Consider the following 17,404-nt stretch of genomic DNA (forward strand, 5'->3'; position numbering starts at 1 on the left):
CGGCGTCGCCACCCAGGACCCAGTCCTGCGCAAGCGCTTCACCGGCCAGCCCGAGCACGTGATCAACTATTTCTTCTTCGTCGCCGAGGAAGTCCGCGAGATCATGGCCTCGCTTGGCTTCCGCACCTTCAACGAGATGATTGGCCAGGTCCAACTGCTCGACCAGACCAAGCTGGTCGCGCACTGGAAGGCCAAGGGGCTCGATTTCTCCAAGCTGTTCGTGCGGCAGAAGGAAGAGAAGGGCCAGAAGATCTATCACTCGGAGCGCCAGAACCATCACCTGGAGGCGGTGCTCGACCGCACGCTGATCGAGAAGGCACAGCCCTCGCTCGACCGCGGTGCGCCGGTGAAGATCGAGGCTGCGATCAACAGCACCAACCGCTCCGCCGGCGCGATGCTGTCGGGCGCGATCGCCAAGATCTATGGCAATGCCGGCCTGCCGAATGACACCATCCATGTCAGCCTCCAGGGCACCGCCGGCCAGGCTTTCGGCGCCTGGCTCGCGCATGGCGTCACTTTCGAGCTCGAGGGCGAAGCCAACGACTATGTCGGCAAGGGCCTCTCGGGCGGCAAGATCATCGTCAAGCCGCCGGCCAACAGCAGCATCGTGCCGGAAGAGAGCATCATCGTCGGCAACACCGTGTTGTACGGCGCGACCGACGGTGAGTGCTACTTCCGCGGCGTCGCCGGCGAACGCTTTGCCGTGCGTAACTCGGGCGCGGTCGCCGTCATCGAAGGCGCGGGCGATCATTGCTGCGAATACATGACCGGCGGCATCGTGGTCGTGCTCGGCAAGACCGGGCGCAACTTCGCGGCCGGCATGTCCGGCGGCATCGCCTATGTGCTCGACGAGACCGGCGACTTCGAAACGCTGTGCAACATGGCGATGGTCGATCTCGAGCCGTTGCTGTCGGAAGAGCTGATCAACGCCGACACCAATCGCCACACCGGTGACCTCGAGGCGCACGGCCGGGTCGACGTGTTCAAGAACCTGCTCGATTCCGACGTCGAGCGCTTGCACGCCCTGATCTCGCGCCATGCGAAAGCGACCGGCTCCAAGCGCGCCGCCGACATCCTTGCCAATTGGAAGGACTGGCTGCCCAAATTCCGCAAGGTGATGCCGCGCGAGTACCGGCGCGCGCTACGCGAAATGGCCGCCAACGCGGACGCCGAGCCGAAAATCGCGATCGGGCCCCGGGGGCCTGAGAACCACTGACATACCGAACACCGCTCGCGCCCGAGGCGCAGGTATAGCGCTTATAGCGCTCCCACACGCGTGCGCCAGCGCAACCCGAAGCAGATCCTCACCGGGTAGGGCCGGCTGATACGTTCCTGCCTGGTGATCACGCAAGATCGTTTTTGATGTCCCCACGCGTCGTTCTGAGGAAGGTACGGGATCGGGGCCGTCGCGTCCCTGGAGCGCAATGACAGTGAGGGGTGCACCACAACAGGTGAGGGCTGCTATACGCTTGCCGTCACCTGGTCAGTTGAATTCCATCGAAGATAGGCCAAAAAGATAATGATATGATCGTGACTGCCCTGCGGATTGCATCAATCAAGATCAACAGTCGCTTAAAGTCGGCAATCCCGACGAAGGCGCTTGGAGTAGCCCGTGCCGCTTTGCCAGGTAGGCGCACACCAGACTCACACTCTGCGCCGGTCGTCCGTACATGCCACAAGCATCGCAATTGGCGACCCGCAGTTAAAGTGCGAGCGCCGTGTCGCGGAAATGGAGATGCATGGGGGAGATCCAGGTCGCGCCGACAGGAAGGCGAGAATGCGCAGTGACTATTATGCTTCCAACCACGGGTCATCGAGGTTCTGCACGGTATGCGGTGGGACGATTCGGGCTTATCCGCTATTACTGCTGGCAAACGGGGCTTTGTTCTCGGAAATGCGCCAACCGCTTCCACGCGCGGCGGGAGGCCGCAACAAATGGCTTCGCTTTGTGCGAACAGTCGGATACGTGGCATCCGACTCGCTGCAGCCGCGGCCGTGCTCTCGCAAGACGGACGCCGGCCGAATAGTTCTGCTGCAATCATGGACTCAGGCGCGACGCTTTCAAGAGTGAGTGGACGAATCAGATGACAGAGACCTCGGCAACAATCATCGACTTCACTGCTTACAGGATGAAGCGCGCTGCGGCCAAGCCTCATCCGACACGGTCGGCTCGATAGCGCCCTATGAAGCGGTCGCATCCTTCGATTTCTTGCGGTGTCTGCTAGCCTTGATCCCGTTTACCTCGCTCGATCTGCTACGGATCGAAACAGCAACCTCCGTGAGCAATCCTTAAGGACGCCGCGGATGGCCGAAGACGAGGCTGAAGGAGAATCCACGCGCCTGCTCGACCTCACGCGCGTGCTGTTGATTACAGCGGCGGGCACTCGGGCAGGTATCTCCGATCGAGTCCAGCACCTCCACCAGTTCAGCGACAGCTTCGTCCTCAGACGCTACCTGGGGCGGATCTTGCCGGGCGATCTCGCTGGCGATGCGGGGCGCTGTCCTGCGTCCAGCCGTGCTCCTCGCACTCGCGGATGGCGCCGGCTTTCCGCAGCACGGAGATCGCCCAGCCGCTGAACGTGCCGGTCGCCTGCAGTCTTTCCTCGAACATCAGCACAGTGATCGCTCCCCGCGCGACATCTCAGCGCCAGCGCCGCTCAGGCCGGCAAAGGCCTGGAGCACAACGCCAAAGTTGATCCATACACCGTCGATCAGCCCTCTGAAATATGACCGCGAATAGGAGCCGATCATCATTGGAATGTTCGGATCCCAATGGACGCAGCCAGCCGGACCCTCCCGGCCAGCCGCCCCTCGGTGTAATTGACGACAGTACTCATGGCCAACACACGCCTAGCAGAGCGGTCGTATGATCTCCCAAACGTAGGCCGAGAAGTCCATCACGAGGGTTTCAGAGCCAGTCCCAGGCGAGGCGGTACAGTGACTCGCTCTGGGTGCAGTGACTCTCTCTGCGGCAGACTCGTCGAGTTGGCGAGGGGGCCTGAGGCGATGCCTCAGACTGGGCGGTTTTCGCCTCTGTTCTTCACCGGCTCCATTTTGGCCAAGCCGTCCTCGTATGAGATCTCGCTGTATGATCCACCGATGTCCTTGGCCGCGTCGAGCAAGTAGTCGAGCCTACCGGCCGGACCGAGCTTCTTGATGTCATTCTTGTCGACGCCGGCGAGGTCCATCATCTCCTTCCACACAGTTGATTCGTCGCAAGGCAGAATGCGGAAGGTGATGTCGCCTACCTTGGTACGGTACTTCGCGAGCAGATCAATGTTGTTGCAGAACATGAAATAGCTGCCTTTGGGGCTCAGCCTGCCATCCAGAACCTTTGCGGCCTCGGGTAGATACGCAAAGGAATGCAGATATCCGGCAAGGACCGGGATAGTCGGTTCGCCTTCCTCCGCGATCGCAAGAACTTGTTCGATGGAATAGACCGGCGGTCGCTTTTCGTCGGCGAACTGGGCTTGGAATTTCAGCGCGATGTCACCCCGGAATCCAAATCGCCCCGACTTCGTCGTTTCACTCTTAAGTACCGCATTCAATAGCCGCCCCTCCTTGTCCAACGGGCCAAGAGCAGTGTTGTCAATCGACGTCATGGAAAGGCTCCTCATCAATGCGTGGTGTGACGCGTCGCGCAAAGCGACGTGTCCGCTACGCTTATGCAAATTGTTTGCCGTCACGCGATCTCCGCGGCGTAAGCAGCAGCTTGGCGCTATTTGCATGAATACGTGCAGGCACCGTCACGAGGTCTTGGCCGGATGACGCCGCGGCCGGGAAGCGTCGTGTCGAAAACCCGACACACAAGTCGTGGGATCGAACAGTGGCCGCCTGCAAATCCTTTATTTCAGCTGCATCTCGACTGGCATGGGATTTGCGAAACGTGCCTTGCGACAAGACCTGTAAGCGAGTCAGAAATGATCAACCTAACGGATAACGCCATCAATGCATTGAGGGCCGCAATCTCGACGACAGGGCAGCCGGCGAGCGGTCTGCGGATCATGGTCGATGACGGCGGCTGCGAGGGGTTCACATACAAGATGGATCTCGCGCATGGGCCGAGCTCCGATGATGCCGTGGTCGAGCTAGACGGCATCAAACTCTTCGTCGACAGCGCGACCCAAGAGCATCTCAACGGTACCACGATCGATTTCGTGCTGTCGCCCGAAGGATCGGGGTTCCGATTCGACAATCCAAATGCCAAGTCGAGCTGCTCCTGCGACAAACCGTGCAGGTGAGCCTGTCCTCGACCATCCGCAATAGAAGGGCTTCGAAACATGGGCATCAAGACTGTACCAACGAAGCAGCCTCCGATTTCTGAGCCTTCCGATTGCGAGCAAATTGTCGGAGCCGTGCTCGATGAGAATCGGGCGAGCCTCAGGCGTGATCGTGGAGATCGTGAGCTCATCGTCAGGCTGACCGGCGCCTGCATGTCATGCAAGCTTGCGGGCACGACGCTCGCGGCCATTCAGGCGCGTCTGATCGAGCGGCTCGGCGAGTTCGTCCGCCTGATCCCGCTCCGCGGAGCCGCCAAAGGGCGACATTAAGTGCAGAGCGGACAGTCCGTGCGGCCGATCTACCTGGATAACAACGCGACGACCCGCGCACATCCGTTGGTCGTTGCGGCGATGCTGCCGTTCTTCTCTACACAATTCGGCAATGCGTCCTCCGCGCATGCATTCGGCAGCGAGGTTGCGTCCGCATTGAAACTGGCGCGCCGGAACCTGCAGTCCCTCATTGGCGCGGCATTCGATCATGAGATCGTCTTCACCTCCGGCGGGACTGAAGCCGACAACACAGCGATCTTGTCTGCGCTCGCCGTGCAGGAGGGGCGCGACGAGATCGTCACAACGGCCGTTGAGCATCCGGCCGTGCTGTCCCTTGCCGAGGAGTTGGGCCGACGAGGAATCAAGACCCATGTCATTCCGGTAGATGCCAGCGGCCGACTGGACATCGAGACTTATCGCAAGGCATTGTCGAGGCGCACGTCAGTCGCCTCGGTCATGTGGGCCAATAATGAGACCGGTACGATCTTTCCGGTGAAGTCCCTCGCCAAGATGGCGCGCTCAGTCGGCGCGCTCTTTCACACCGACGCAGTCCAGGCGGTCGGGCGAATTCCGATTGACCTGAAGGCTACGGACATCGACATGCTGTCGCTCTCCGGGCACAAGCTCCATGGTCCGAAGGGGATCGGCGCGCTGTATGTGCGCAAGGACGTCAAGTTCCGGCCGCTGCTTTTCGGCGGCGTACAAGAGCGGCGTCGCCGCGCTGGTACCCAAAACGTTACGGGTATTGTTGGGCTCGGCAAAGCGGCGGAACTCGCTGCGGCAAACCTCGCACAAGACCAGACGCAGATTGGCGCCCTTCGCGACCGGCTGGAGCAGGGCATTCTCGCTCACGGCTGTTGCATCGTGCTTGGCCATGTCAAGAACCGCTTGCCAAATACGTCTAACATTGCCTTCGAGCATATCGAAGCGGAGGCCATCGTCCACCACCTGAACCGCAACGGAATTGCCGTCTCACTCGGTTCAGCCTGCGCGTCCGGCTCGATGGAGCCATCCCATGTCCTGCGCGCGATGAGAGTACCACCGCCCTTTTTGCGCGCTGCGGTTCGCTTCTCGCTGTCGCGCGAGACGGCGCCCGATGAGATCGACCGTGTCCTGCAAGTCATGCCGGACATCGTTGCCAAACAGAGAGCCTTGTGGCGTGCGTGTCAGGAGCGCGCGGGCGAGAGCTCACAACGTGCGGAGCTCCCATGAAGGTTATGATTCGCCGTTCGCCCGAGACGGGCCTTTCGATTTATGTGCCCAAGAAGGATCTTGAGGAGCCGATCGTCGAATGGGAGCACGAGACGCTGTGGGGCGGTTGGATCAGAATCGCGAACGGCTGGGTGCTCGACCTACCGGCGATGGCGAGTGACACCACCCTACCAATCACTATCAACGCCAAGAAGCGCGGCGGCGAAGCAACCGAATGATGAATGCTCTGGTTCCACAAAACCTCGCCAACCGGCGGAGGCGGAAGCTGTTCCTGGCGGGGCGGTCCGGCACCTGCGAGGAACGCGACACCATTCCCCTGGCTTGGGCCTGGCGTGACCGGCCACCCGCCCTGCGTTTTGCCAAGGGCATCGGTGAAGCAGCCTACCCGTCGTCAAAACAACGCTGCCAGCGCTCTTGTGATCGCAATCTCTGTCAGCTTTCCAACATGATGATAAACTGACATTCGTGCGAGTGTTACATAACTACTTGACGCAAATCGCAAAAGTCATTTGTGGCAGGCATGGCACGCCAGTTGCTCTTAGCTGTTCAGAAACGTCTCTGTGGATGCTTGCCGGTAGGGTTCGGCTTGCGAATAGAATTGGAAAAATGAGTACTTCAGCGCAACACCAAGTATCCTGCGGCGGCGGCGAGATCAGGGAGACCACGCAAGCGGTCACTAAGCACAAGGGCTGCGCTACCATCGGCGGCAGCGGGAAGGCGAGCTGCGGATCTCAGACCGGCATCAGCAATCTGCCAAATGAGATCGTGGAAAAGGTGAAGAACCATCCCTGCTACAGCGAGGAGGCGCACCACCATTATGCCCGCATGCATGTCGCGGTCGCACCCGCCTGCAATATCCAGTGCAATTACTGCAATCGTAAATACGATTGCGCCAACGAATCGCGCCCCGGCATTGTCAGCGAGAAGTTGACGCCGGAGCAGGCCGCCAAAAAGGTGCTGGCGGTCGCTTCCGCGATCCCTCAGATGAGCGTGGTCGGCGTTGCCGGCCCTGGCGATCCGCTAGCGAATCCGGACAAGACATTCAAGACGTTCGAGCTTGTGAACAAGCTCGCGCCAGGTATCAAGCTGTGCCTCTCGACGAACGGTCTTGCGCTAGCCGATCATGTCGACACGATCGCAAGACTCAAGATCGATCACGTGACGATCACGATCAACATGATCGATCCCGAAATTGGTGCAAAGATCTATCCCTGGATCTTTTACCGCCACAAGCGCTACACCGGCGTTGAAGCTGCAAGCATCCTTAGCAATCGGCAGCTCCAGGGCGTGGAGATGCTCACCGCGCGCGGCATCCTGTGCAAAGTCAACTCGGTGATGATTCCCGGGATAAACGATCAGCATCTGGTTGCGGTGAACATGGCTGTGAAGTCGCGCGGTGCCTTCCTGCATAACGTGATGCCCCTGATATCGTCGCCCGAGCACGGCACCGTGTTCGGTCTCAGGGGGCAACGCGGCCCGACCGCACAGGAAGTGACAGCGTTGCAGGATAGCTGCGAAAGCAAGATGAACATGATGCGTCATTGTCGTCAGTGCCGGGCCGACGCCGTCGGACTGCTCGGAGAGGACCGCGGCTCGGAGTTCACCATGGAAAAGATCATGGCGATGGACATCAAATACGACGAGCAGCCCCGAAAGGCGTATCAGGCCAAAGTCGAGAAAGCGCGCATCACAAAGCTTGCGGCCCAGCAGGAGGAGCTCGCGGGGCTCGCCGGCGCGTCCAGCGAAATCAAAGTGCTGGTGGCGGTTGCAACCAAGGGCTCGGGATTGATCAACCAGCACTTCGGTCACGCCAAGGAGTTCCAGATCTACGAGCTCTCGACTTCAGGCGCGAAATTCGTTCGTCATCGTCCTATTCATCCCTATTGCCAGGGCGGCCATGGCGAGGACAGCAAGCTCGAAATCGCCATCGGCGCTATCAAGGATTGCCACGCCGTATTCGTGTCAAAGATCGGCGGCTGCCCGAAGGCCGAATTGATCAAGGCCGGCATCGAGCCGGTCGATCAGTACGCCTGCGAGTTCATCGATGCCTCGACGATCGCCTGGTTCAAACTCTATCTCGATAAAGTCAATGAGCGGAAGATCAAGCACCTTGAGCGGGTCGATCCGGCCCGCCACAATGCGCTGATTTCCGCCGCCTGAAGGATGGGTTCAGACAATGCCGTACAAGATCATCGCCTCGCAATGCACGGGCTGTTCAGCGTGCGAAACGCAATGCCCAAATCTTGCTATTTCCGAGGTAGCCGGCGCTTTCCTGATCGATTCGGAGCAATGCACCGAGTGCGACGGCTACTTTGACGAACCGCAATGCGTGGCGGTTTGTCCGGTTGACAACACATGCGTGCTCGACACAGCACTGGCACGCCATCGGGCGCCCCCTTGAGGACCACAACATGGATGTCACCACGACACGAACGGTTCAGAAACTCGGGCGGATGATGCGTCGCCTTGACGAGGCGCCGACCGCGGCTGTCGCCCTCCCAAATCGGGTGGACGGCTCGCCCTGGTCGCCGGCTTTTTCGCAGTTGGCGAGCCATATTCTGGCGACGCGAACGTCGAGGGCAACGCGTTAAGCTATTCCTGCCGGCCCGAAGGCTGCGGTCTTGAGCGTCGAGGATCGATTTCGCCGATGGGTCCACCAAGAGCGGACCCGTCTTGCGCGATATCAATCCAGTGACCTCAGCCATCATTGAACAGGCGACATTCATGCTGGAGGTCTTCTTCAGTCGGTCATCCGAGCGAAACGAGGGCGTCCTCACCGAGCTCTGTGTTGGTCGCACGGTGTCGAGCCGGCCGAGCATCATTGCAGGGCGGCAGGGTTCTGAAGATGCAGAAAATCAACCTGTGTCAAGCCAAGGCGTTCGTGATGCGGATATGATTTTGCTGCCGACCGGCGCGGTGGTGCCACCAGCCCGAATTCGGCTGCTATGAGAGTACCTCGCGTGGGTCTTGCTATTCTCGCTCAAGGCTTGTTGCCCACTTGGAGACGCGTCTCGGGCAACTCGAGGGAAGGACGGCGGTTTGCCGAGAGACTGCTGGGCCGCAGTCCCGCGCACAAGATTGGCGCCAAGGTTTGCGAGGCACGCTCGAGCGGATGGGCGGGACCATGAGTGATGTCATCCACGATGCCCTCAGTTGCCGGGCAATCAGGTCGATTCTGCCAGCTGCGCGTGTCGCGCTGAACCGCACTTCTTGCTGCCGGCTCAGGTTCGTTGCGTCAACGACGGACTCGCGTGCAGCATCGGCGGCTTCCTCAACATCAATCATGGGCTCGCGGATCGCCATCTCAAGCATCCGTTTTGGGGTGCCGGGCGTTGATGTGGACGCATCGTCATCCCCGTCGGCTCATCCAATACGTGGTCGCAAGCCGCGCGGCGGTGCGGGAATCGACGGAGTTGATCGAGGATCATGATAGGGCGGTCCGTAACGCCGGGCGCTCGCGAAGCGCCGCACAGTTGAAGCATGGAAAGAGACGGCAGCATGAGCAACATCGCCCGTGATAGTGACATCTTCGAGTTGACGGACGTGCCCTTCTTTGATTACGGCGATAAGGTGCGGGCCAACCGCACCATCCGAAACGACGGCACCTATGTGGGCAAGGAGATCGGTGAGGTTCTCGTCAAGAAAGGCGAGCTTGGCTATGTCGTTTCGATCGGTACGTTCCTGCAACAATTTTATATTTATGGGGTCGAGTTCCTCGCTTCAGGCTATCGCGTCGGCATGAAACGCAAAGAGCTTGATCTAGTCACGCGAGGCAACAGAGGCGAGGAGCCTTGCTTGTCAGGAGGGGCACCCTGATGATCGAACCAAGGGTGCCAAAATACAGCTCAGGCCAACGTGTCGAGGCGGCAATCGATCTGCTCAACGACGGTTCCTTTCCCGCCGCCTCGGCGGAAGAGTGTCTGGTCAGCGTCGGACAGATTGGTGAGATCGTCCAGGTCGGTCTCCATACGGAAGCGAACCTACCCATCTATATGGTCGACTTCGGCAAGCAGTTGGTGGTTGGCTGCCTTGAGGCAGAGATCGCCGCAGTCCAGGATATCGCGCAATGAACGCCGCCATCATCAGGCGACATCATTGCGGATTGCCTGCGCATCCCAACGAGCTCGACCGATGGCGGATCGTGCGCGCGCTGACGGGGCGCGAGCGCTACCGATTTGTCTCGCCAGAGGTGACAGCGGTTGCTGGCGGCTATCTTGTCGAGAGCCGGTGCTGCTCAGGCAATATCGATGCGGAGGGAGGCCTCGTCGACGTCGCGCTATTGCACCACGATAGGACTGGGGCGGCATGGCAGCTGTTCCGCAAAGATCACGGTAAGGGCGTCTGGGAGTGGCATTCGACCCATCAACGGCTTGGCTTGGCGACAGCGGTTCTGAGCGCCGACCCTGAACGTTTGTTCTGGCAATAAGGATTATGGAGATGGTGCTCGCCGCAGGCGAATTGACGAACATCGAGCAGACGCTAGCCACTATTGATACAGCGTCTGAGCCCTGCCTCACGCTCCGGCAGACATTTCCACATCTAGCCTGGATTTGTTGCGAGGCCTCTGACATGACGCAGAGTCCGTTCCGCCGCGTTGGACAGTTCGACTTGCATCTGCTCGACAGTGGCGGTCAGTGTGCACAGATTACGGATGATCCGCAGCGTGCCAACGGCATTGTGCTGGCCAAGCGCTCTGGCAACTCATGATCAAGTAATCGCCTGCCGGTGCCAAGCTCACCCCGGACGGCTAGGCCCGCGGCTTGTTTACCACGCGGTAGTGACCAGCCCAGGGAGATCACGACGCTCGTTCGTCGGGTCCATGAGACGGGGCAGGCGATCGTTCCTCTGGCGGAATTGCCTGGGTATCTCAACGTTGCTAATTAGGTCAAGAATACTGCGGCAGATCAATTAGGACGGGCGAGCTGGGCTCGATCCACCGACGAGGATATGGTATCGCAAGATTTGCCTTTGCGAGAACTTTCACTTAAAGCCGCCTTCCTTTGGTAAATTGGACAAGACGTTTGTTCTTCGCGCGGCAACGCCGTGCACTTGCCGTGGAGGCCGGTTGATGATGCGCGCGCAAGTGAGGCAGTGCGAGTGTCCCGGCCGATCCAGCGCTACTTAATGCTGGCGCCTAGTATCATTCTACGAAATGTCTTGGTGACTTGAAGTCGGAGCATTCAAGCAAGCAGCGATTGTCGAGTCGCTTTCGAAGACGGATCGAGCGTCCCTTCTCTGTGGCTTGCTTCCATGTTGAAGCCGGGTGACGTGCATGTCGAGAATCGGGTTTGTCACGCGGATAAAAATGGAGGGAGGACACATTCGCGTGTAGTTCCAGTTCTTATCGCGAAGAGAATAATCCGCCTGAATAGTTGCCGATGACCATTGATATGGTAATGGGAGGCAGTTGCGTCTTTCGCCAAAAAAAACGAGGCGCTACAGACAAATTTGTAAAGCGAAATCGGAGAATATCACGTGGCAAAAGCCGTCAAGCGCAAAGAGTATAGTAAGGATGACGTCAAGCTGCTCAAAGCGCACTCAAAGGCCCGCACTCCTGTAGCGAGGGTTTCAAAGCAGATGAAGCGATCCGAGGGGTCCCTACGACAGAAAGCACGTACCTTGGGGATTGGCTTGGGTCACCAGCGCTGAGATATGATTCAATTTTCGGAAATTGATCGGCGTGATCGTTCCGGCCAGGCGGCTTACGACCGCCGGGCCGGCTGATCGTTCCAGGTCTCTGCGTCCCCGAGGGTCAGCTCGCGCGGTGAACGAGCTGACCGGTCTGCCGATAGACCGCCCACTTGGCCTAGACCTCATCGGTTGTCATGGTTTCGATCAGCGACGGATATAGGCGCATCTGTGAATATAGATCCATCACCGGAAATGCGGTCCGCGAGCGTGCCGGCGGATCATCAGCTCGGCCGGCAGACGTCATTCGGCGCTGAGCTGTCTCTCGCTGCTAGCTAGGGTCTGTACCTAAATAGCGCCACGTGAGTCTCTTGCCTCCGTGTTCTTGATCCGGGGGCGAGAGAAAAGCGCGCGGGCTTGTTTTGGTTGAATGACAGGCAATGGGCTCGTATCGAACCTCATCGCCTCATCTGCCGACGGGACTGACGGGGCCGGATCGGGACGACGATCGGCGCATCATCAGCGGTATTGTTCACAAGCTGCAATCGGGTGCGCGATGACGTGATTGTCCGGGCTAATACGGTCCTTACACGATGATCTACAATCGCTTCAATCGCTGGGCCAAGCGCGAACGATGGTGCGCAATCTTTCAAGCACTGGCCAAACCTGGCGAAGATGCCGTCGTGCTGTCGCTCGACTCGACTTCGATTAAAGCTCATCGGTGTGCCTCCGGCGGAAAAGGGGGAGCACAATCAGGCAATCGGCCGCTCGCGGGGAGGCCGCACGACAAAAGTCCATGCGCTGAGCGATCCGCTCTGCCGACCGGTCGTCCTGCATCTAACCCCAAGTCAGGATGCCGACATCGCTGCCGCGCCCGATGTTCTGGCGCTCGCACCGCCCATGAGCGCGCTTCTCGCAGACAAAGGGTACGACGGGGACAACCTTCGCGCCGAAATCGCTGGTCCCGGCGCCAAGCCCGTCATTCCCAATAAATCCAACCGTGTCGTCATTCATCGTTTCAACAAACGCGCCTACGGAGGCCGAAATATCATCGAACGCTGATTTTTGTCGGCTCAAGGACTTCCGCCGCATCGCCACATGATACGACAAGCTCGTCCGGAATTTCTTGGCCGCTGTTCAGCTCGCCGCTCTCGTCGCATATTGGCTCAATTGAGTCTGTACCCTAGTTTGCTGTAAGCGCGGCAGTGGACCGTGAAATCCTCTTGCAGCAGTTGGCGGTAGTCCACCGCAAGTCTCCCAGGGCGCCGCGCGCATTGCCAAAAAGGAATTGCCTTCAATCCGGATCAAGTCCGTGGGGCAAGGTCCGGATGCGTCAGCTCCTCGATCCTTGTCCGCTTTCTAACAGCGGTGCACAAAGCTGTGAGATTCAAAACACCGTGCGCGGTTTGCGCATCGCGAACTGTTTCAAAACACAATCAGGCGCTTAGTGCGCGCGAGGAGCGCTGGCACGGCCCTTGCTGTATCTCGCCGTAGGGCAATAGGCGCCAATCGGTGCGATGCTCAAATCCGAATGGAGAAAAGTGAATGCGTAAACTAATAATCAGCGTCCTCGCGCTGTTCATTTCAAACAATACCGCGTTCGCCGGCTCCGGGGCCATCGCATACTCCAAACCAGATCACGTGGTCGGTGTCTCGCACGGGTGTAGATCACAAAAGCACGCTAAACGGTGGGCCCTGCTCGACTGTCGCCGCAAGGGCGGCTCGGATTGCCAAATCGAAGCTTACGAAAGCAACGCTTGCGCCGCCGTTGCCATAGGCAATGGACGCCGGCTGGGACGTGGGTGGTGGTCCCACCCACTTGGTGAATTTGAAGAGGAGCTATCGCAACAAGGCGCGCTGGCCGGATGTAATGAGACCGGCAACGAGGACTGCAAGCTGCGGGCCTGGGTTTGCCACTAAGGCCCTTCAGTAAGCCAAGGCCCTAAGGAAGGAGGTCAGGCGAACCCAAATTCGCAGCAGACATATCCAGCCGAACCCCGCGACTGAAGAGAGTTCTGTGCGTCAAGTTCAGTAAAATCGATCATGGGATCCGGCCGAGCCATCCCCTCGGAACCGCCGTCGCTCGCCTCACCCAGAAGCGCAGCAGGCGAGCGACGGCGGCGGAGAGGGGTGGCGTCCATCCCTTTGGGGTCCGAGCATCGTCAGGCCGCCTGGCGTAACTCCTCCTTCTTGTGGTCCTTCAACAGATCCATGTTCAGCTAGCGACGGTCCTCGAGCCAAGGCTCATGGCGTTCGACGGTCAACGCACGGACGAGCCGTAGACAGCTCTCGCCATTGGGGAAGATACGCACCACATAGGTGCGTCGCCTGATCCCTCGTTGAGCCGCTCCAGCATGTTGGTCGACTTCATGTGCTTGCGGTGTGCCAGCGGCAAGCGGAGGTGGGTGTCCGCCATCCATCGCCGTTCCGCGCCACAACCCGGCTCCGACGCTCCTGCTGTCTCCACGCCCGACGATCTCTCGGCCTATTAGCTGCACCGCTGCCGCGCGCTTGGCCCCCAGGATGCCGAAGATCCGCATTGCCAGGCGGTCTGGGAGGAGAACCGCGCGCGCTTCTTCGGCAGGCCGGTGCCGCGTGCCGCAACGGGCCGCGCCGGCCACACCGTCGACGACGAACGCTGCGGAGGGGAGATAACGATGAACAACGTCGGCGTCATCGACACCTTTCAACACCTTCACCACCTATATCGATTCAGGCTTCGGCCTGATCCAAGGCGAGATCACTTCTTTCGCCTCGACGCTGATCGTCATCGACATCACCTTGGCCTGCCTGTTCTGGGCGTGTGCGCCGGCGCAGGCATCCTCCAGCGGCTGGTGAAGAAGGCGCTCTACATCGGATTATTCACCTTCAACACTCTCTCGGGCTTCATCTTCAATAGCTTCGCCGGGCTTGGCCTGAAGGCCGGCGGCTCCTCCATCTCGACAGCCGATTTCCCGCGGCCCGGCCGGCTCGCGTAGGTCGGTCTCGACCGCGGGCCACCCACTGCTGGACGCCGCAAGCCAGATGATGGGCTTCACCAGCTTCTTTGCGAACTTCGTCCAGGTTGCGGTGCTGATGGTGTCCTGGCTCCTGGTCCTGATCGCTTATTCATTCTGGCGGTGAAGCTATTCGTCACGTTGATCGAGTTCACTGACAACGCTCGTGGGCTTCATCCTCTTTCCCTTCGCCCTCTTCAACAAGACTGCCGTTCTCGCCGAGAAGGTGCTGGGCAATGTCGTCGCCTCCGTGAAGGTGATGGTGCTCGCTGTCATCGTCGGCATCGGCGCCGGACTGTCTCGCAGTTCACCACCACCTATGGCGGCTGCCAGCCGACGATCGAGCAGACGTTCTGTCGTGCTCGCCGCACTCGCCATGCTCGGCCCCCGGCGCCGGGCATCGCTAACGGTCTGTTCTCTGGCGCGCCGCAGCTTGGCGCGGGCGCTGCTGTCGGAACTAGCCTCGCCGTCGCCGGCGCGGCGATGGCGGGCGGCGCTTCGCTCGCTCTCGCCGGAAGGGGAGCGTTGGCGGCCGCCGCGTTGGTGGTACGGCGATGGCGGGAGGCGTGTCCTCCCCCTACAGCCTCGCCTCGGCCGGTCGGTCCAGCGCAGGCCGCGTTTCGTCCGGCTTTAGCGGCGCGGGCCGTGCGGCGGCCAGCGTTGTCGCCGCACCCATCAGGCGCGCCGCCGAGCAAGCAACCGGGCAATGCAGGAGAGCTTCGCCTCAGGCGCCCGCGCCAGTTTCGCCAACACGGGTGGCTCCTCGACTATGGGAGTCGTTGAGGGTGGCGAGGCCGCAAGAGGGAGCCGCTTCCCAAGGAGCGAGCGAGGTTTGCCCGCCTGGGTCCAGCGCATGAAACGCAATGAGGCGGTTGTTCACGGCGCGCAGTCCGCCGCGCAAGCCCTCAAATCCGGCGATAGCCATGGCGGCGGCCACTCCGTCGACCTCTCGGGAGGAGAATAACGAATGTCAGTCTTTCGGCGATCGTCGGCCGCTACGGCCGAACACCCGAACCCGCAACTCCATACCAGCGCGCGGCGCAGGTTTGGAATGAGCGCATCGGCTCGGCCCGCGTGCAAGCCAAGAACTGGCAGCCGATGGCATTCGGTTCGCTGATCGTGGCTTGCGGCCTCGTCGGCGGGCTCGTCTGGCAGTCCGCGCACGGCACCGTCGTTCCCTAGGTGTACAGGTCGACGAGCTCGGCGAGGCGCAAGCTATGGCGCCGGCTGCGGCCGACTACAGGCCGAGCGGCCCGCAGATTGCCTGGTACCTCGCCCACTTCACCACGATGGTGCGCTCGCTTCCAGCCGATCCGATCATCGTGCAGCAGAAGTGGCCGCAGGCCTACGATTTCACGACCAGGGCGCGCGCATTGGCGCTGAACGACTACGCCCGCGCCAATGACCCCTCGCCAGTCTCGGCAAGGAGCAGGTCGCGATCGACGTCTCCAGCGTCATTCGCGCTTCGCCCGACAGCTTCCGCGTCGCCTGGGTCGAGCAGGGCTAATTGGCGCTCGCCGGCACCACACTTTGGGCTGCGATCCTTGCCATCGCGATTCAGCCTCCAACCGACGCCGATCGGCTGCGCAAGAATCCGCTCGGCATCTACGTCAACGCCATCAACTGGTCGAAGGAGCTGGGACATGACCCCCGCCGATTTCCGTAAGCGCCGGCGGTCCGGCTTCGCCTCTCTCAATCGTTCAGCAAAGCCGGAAAGACAGGGATCCGTGCTTCCGTAAATCCGCACTTACGGCTTTGCTGCTGCCCGTCGCGACGCACGGCGGCTGCGCGCGCACAATCTCATCCCCCGACATCAACTACGATACCGCGGAGCCGGCGACGCTCACCGCCGATCCGCCGTCGCCCGTCAAGATCGTGGAATTGCCGAACCCCTGCCGCTATCAGGGCAGTTGAAACCGCTCGCCGCCGGCAAACGAATCCCGAAAGCTGCTGAATCGAAGGTTCTCGTCAAACAGGCCAACGCCGCAGCACGGGTGCAGCCGGTCCGCACCGGCCAAATCCTTCGAGGGCAATCCGTATGACGGCCACACGCTCGCAGCGACGGTCGATCAGGCGGTGGAGATTGGGGTATCGATCCGGACCGCATCTACGTCGACAAGGACTATCGCGGCCATGATTACGCCGGCTCGGGTTCGGTGATGATCGCCGGCAGCAAGCGCGGCCTGACCGCCACCATGAAGCGGGAGATGAAGCGACGATCGGCCATCGAGGCCACCATCGGTCACATGAAAACCGATGGGCGGCTGGACCGAAACTTCCTTCTCGGTCATGGTGGCGACGCGATCAATGCTCTGCTCGTGGCTGCCGGCCACAATCTGCTCCTCATCCTCGCCACACTTGGGCTTTGGCGTGCGCTCATCCTGTTCGCTATCGCTGCTTGCGCCGCCAAACCGGATACTTCCTCCCGTCGCCGCGGCACTGCCGCGTCAATGGCTTAGCCATTGTTCAAGGGCGGACTACGTAAACCAGGGTTGCTAGCGTGGAACGGATGTCGTCCCACCTTGCGTTCTCATTGGCCTTCGTCGCGAGGCCGAGCCCAGCTCAAGACGTTCACGCAGCTAGCCCGATCGTGCGCGACGCCCGATAGTCAGCTGCGCAACGGAAATTCCTTTTCAAGGGATCGATACTCGTCGCCGAGGCCATTCCTCGATGACGATCGTGGAAAGTGCCAAGAGCGCCTGCAACGCCATGAAGCCGAAAAGTACGACTACGAGCAAAATCGGCGCCGGTGCAGGGTTTCGGCCTCAATGTCGGATACTCGACAGGTTCGCATACCTGCTTTCCGTTGCTTTGCTGCTGTGTTGCTCTGGCACGTTCGATGCAGAGGACCTCCCGAACGCAGCAGCGGATGTCTTCTATGATCAAACCGACGGGAAAATGCTGTCGCCGCACTCATGACCGTGTCCCCGCTGGTCGCCAAGCAGGCCGAAGGTCGGCCCATCACGGTCGAGGCGGGCAACTGAGCCCAATTGCAATGAGGGATAGGCTGGGAAAGCA

Annotated in this window: 16 protein-coding genes and 7 pseudogenes; 20 read left to right on the top strand and 3 right to left on the bottom strand. The window is 60.4% G+C overall.

Features of this window, described 5'->3' with window-relative positions; genetic code table 11:
* Window positions 1-1,216, top strand: a 1,216-nt coding sequence (locus FXB40_RS23960; protein WP_246207862.1) for a GltB/FmdC/FwdC-like GXGXG domain-containing protein, incomplete at its 5' end; no start/stop codon positions are given.
* Window positions 1,217-2,368: 1,152 nt separating this feature from the next.
* Here the strand turns inward: FXB40_RS23960 and FXB40_RS48060 are convergent.
* A pseudogene (locus FXB40_RS48060) lies at window positions 2,369-2,617 on the bottom strand (hypothetical protein).
* A 394-nt stretch (window positions 2,618-3,011) separates the two neighbouring features.
* Window positions 3,012-3,602 (bottom strand): hypothetical protein, encoded by a 591-nt coding sequence (locus FXB40_RS23970; RefSeq protein ID WP_148774668.1) that lies wholly within the window; start codon window positions 3,600-3,602, stop codon window positions 3,012-3,014.
* A gap of 318 nt (window positions 3,603-3,920) precedes the next feature.
* Between FXB40_RS23970 and FXB40_RS23975 the strand changes: the two genes are divergently transcribed.
* From FXB40_RS23975 to FXB40_RS50415, 14 genes and pseudogenes are all read left to right on the top strand, one after another.
* Window positions 3,921-4,241 (top strand): iron-sulfur cluster assembly accessory protein, encoded by a 321-nt coding sequence (locus FXB40_RS23975; RefSeq protein WP_148774669.1) that lies wholly within the window; start codon window positions 3,921-3,923, stop codon window positions 4,239-4,241.
* Window positions 4,242-4,280: 39 nt separating this feature from the next.
* A complete protein-coding gene (locus FXB40_RS23980; RefSeq protein WP_148774670.1) occupies window positions 4,281-4,550 on the top strand; it encodes a NifU family protein in 270 nt (89 codons plus the stop codon).
* Window positions 4,551-4,568: 18 nt separating this feature from the next.
* On the top strand, window positions 4,569-5,762 hold the full coding sequence (gene nifS, locus FXB40_RS23985; protein WP_187437100.1) for a cysteine desulfurase NifS: 1,194 nt from the start codon (window positions 4,569-4,571) through the stop codon (window positions 5,760-5,762).
* The gene (nifT, locus tag FXB40_RS23990; RefSeq protein WP_148742989.1) at window positions 5,759-5,980 is read left to right on the top strand and encodes a putative nitrogen fixation protein NifT; all 222 of its coding nucleotides are present in this window, start codon (window positions 5,759-5,761) and stop codon (window positions 5,978-5,980) included. The genes nifS and nifT overlap by 4 nt, the downstream gene beginning before the upstream one ends.
* On the top strand, window positions 5,977-6,222 hold the full coding sequence (locus FXB40_RS23995) for a hypothetical protein (protein WP_148774672.1): 246 nt from the start codon (window positions 5,977-5,979) through the stop codon (window positions 6,220-6,222). Before nifT ends, FXB40_RS23995 begins: the two co-directional genes overlap by 4 nt.
* A gap of 146 nt (window positions 6,223-6,368) precedes the next feature.
* Window positions 6,369-7,922, top strand: a complete 1,554-nt coding sequence (gene nifB, locus FXB40_RS24000; protein WP_148774673.1) for a nitrogenase cofactor biosynthesis protein NifB — start codon at window positions 6,369-6,371, stop codon at window positions 7,920-7,922.
* Between the two features lie 16 nt (window positions 7,923-7,938).
* Window positions 7,939-8,163 carry a 4Fe-4S binding protein gene (locus FXB40_RS24005; RefSeq protein WP_148774674.1) on the top strand — a complete coding sequence of 75 codons (225 nt, stop codon included), beginning with the start codon at window positions 7,939-7,941 and terminating at the stop codon, window positions 8,161-8,163.
* A gap of 272 nt (window positions 8,164-8,435) precedes the next feature.
* Entirely contained in the window at window positions 8,436-8,711 is a 276-nt protein-coding gene (locus FXB40_RS24010; RefSeq protein WP_148774675.1) for a hypothetical protein, read from the top strand.
* 549 nt (window positions 8,712-9,260) lie between these two features.
* Window positions 9,261-9,578 carry a nitrogen fixation protein NifZ gene (locus tag FXB40_RS24015; RefSeq protein WP_148774676.1) on the top strand — a complete coding sequence of 106 codons (318 nt, stop codon included), beginning with the start codon at window positions 9,261-9,263 and terminating at the stop codon, window positions 9,576-9,578.
* Window positions 9,578-9,832, top strand: coding sequence for a nitrogen fixation protein NifZ (locus FXB40_RS24020; RefSeq protein ID WP_148774677.1), 255 nt, complete (start codon window positions 9,578-9,580; stop codon window positions 9,830-9,832). The genes FXB40_RS24015 and FXB40_RS24020 overlap by 1 nt, the downstream gene beginning before the upstream one ends.
* Window positions 9,829-10,188 carry a DUF3024 domain-containing protein gene (locus FXB40_RS24025; RefSeq protein WP_148774678.1) on the top strand — a complete coding sequence of 120 codons (360 nt, stop codon included), beginning with the start codon at window positions 9,829-9,831 and terminating at the stop codon, window positions 10,186-10,188. The genes FXB40_RS24020 and FXB40_RS24025 overlap by 4 nt, the downstream gene beginning before the upstream one ends.
* Window positions 10,189-10,199: 11 nt before the next feature.
* A complete protein-coding gene (locus FXB40_RS24030) occupies window positions 10,200-10,469 on the top strand; it encodes a DUF6129 family protein (protein ID WP_187437101.1) in 270 nt (89 codons plus the stop codon).
* A gap of 1,300 nt (window positions 10,470-11,769) precedes the next feature.
* A pseudogene (locus tag FXB40_RS24035) lies at window positions 11,770-12,564 on the top strand (IS5 family transposase).
* A gap of 371 nt (window positions 12,565-12,935) precedes the next feature.
* The gene (locus tag FXB40_RS50415; RefSeq protein WP_148774679.1) at window positions 12,936-13,310 is read left to right on the top strand and encodes a DUF4189 domain-containing protein; all 375 of its coding nucleotides are present in this window, start codon (window positions 12,936-12,938) and stop codon (window positions 13,308-13,310) included.
* 299 nt (window positions 13,311-13,609) lie between these two features.
* Here FXB40_RS50415 and FXB40_RS24045 read toward each other — a convergent pair.
* Window positions 13,610-13,797 (bottom strand): annotated as a pseudogene (locus FXB40_RS24045) (transposase); the annotation flags it as partial.
* Window positions 13,798-13,882: 85 nt separating this feature from the next.
* Here FXB40_RS24045 and FXB40_RS49250 point away from each other — a divergent pair.
* From FXB40_RS49250 to FXB40_RS24070, 5 genes and pseudogenes are all read left to right on the top strand, one after another.
* Window positions 13,883-13,942, top strand: a pseudogene (locus FXB40_RS49250) (putative entry exclusion protein TrbK-alt); the annotation flags it as partial.
* 105 nt (window positions 13,943-14,047) lie between these two features.
* Window positions 14,048-15,350: pseudogene (gene trbL / locus FXB40_RS24055) on the top strand (P-type conjugative transfer protein TrbL).
* Between the two features lie 3 nt (window positions 15,351-15,353).
* Window positions 15,354-16,052: pseudogene (gene trbF, locus FXB40_RS24060) on the top strand (conjugal transfer protein TrbF).
* An 89-nt stretch (window positions 16,053-16,141) separates the two neighbouring features.
* Window positions 16,142-16,300, top strand: coding sequence for a hypothetical protein (locus FXB40_RS49255; protein ID WP_246207864.1), 159 nt, complete (start codon window positions 16,142-16,144; stop codon window positions 16,298-16,300).
* Window positions 16,301-16,399: 99 nt separating this feature from the next.
* A pseudogene (locus FXB40_RS24070) lies at window positions 16,400-16,845 on the top strand (transposase); the annotation flags it as partial.
* Window positions 16,846-17,404: the final 559 nt, after the last annotated feature.

This window comes from Bradyrhizobium rifense, assembly GCF_008123425.1.
In the GTDB taxonomy this organism is placed as follows: Bacteria; Pseudomonadota; Alphaproteobacteria; order Rhizobiales; family Xanthobacteraceae; genus Bradyrhizobium; species Bradyrhizobium rifense.